Source organism: Dehalococcoidia bacterium (assembly GCA_021295915.1).
In the GTDB taxonomy this organism is placed as follows: domain Bacteria; phylum Chloroflexota; class Dehalococcoidia; order Lucifugimonadales; family UBA1123; genus VXRN01.
In genome coordinates this window covers 1-311 of the sequence record JAGWBK010000068.1, presented here as the reverse complement: position 1 = coordinate 311, position 311 = coordinate 1, and the positions used below count along the sequence as shown (strand labels likewise).

Below are 311 nucleotides of genomic sequence, written 5' to 3'. Positions count from 1 at the left end.
GTAAGTTCGTCAACATCGCCTTCACGAGGCTGCACTGGGACCAATGGGAGGTCAAGGACAACTATACAGTGTTCATCCCCTGGAAGGACCCGGCACCACTGTTCTACCTCTATTGGAGGAACTTCACGGCTGCGGCTCCGACCGTGTTCAACACGTTCTCCAAGAAGTACCTCGAGCAGGAGGGGGAGACCCCGGAGTTAGATGTCGGCACCGGCCCGTTTGAGATGATGGAATTCGCCACTGAAGACAAGGTCGAACTGGAGGCCGTACGTGACCACTGGCGTTCGACGGCGCACTTCGACCAGTTGTCA

Annotated in this window: 1 protein-coding gene; it reads left to right on the top strand. The window is 56.9% G+C overall.

Going from position 1 to position 311, the window contains the following annotated elements:
* Positions 1-311 (top strand): hypothetical protein (locus tag J4G14_14455; protein ID MCE2458992.1); only part of this gene is annotated, 311 nt, incomplete at both ends.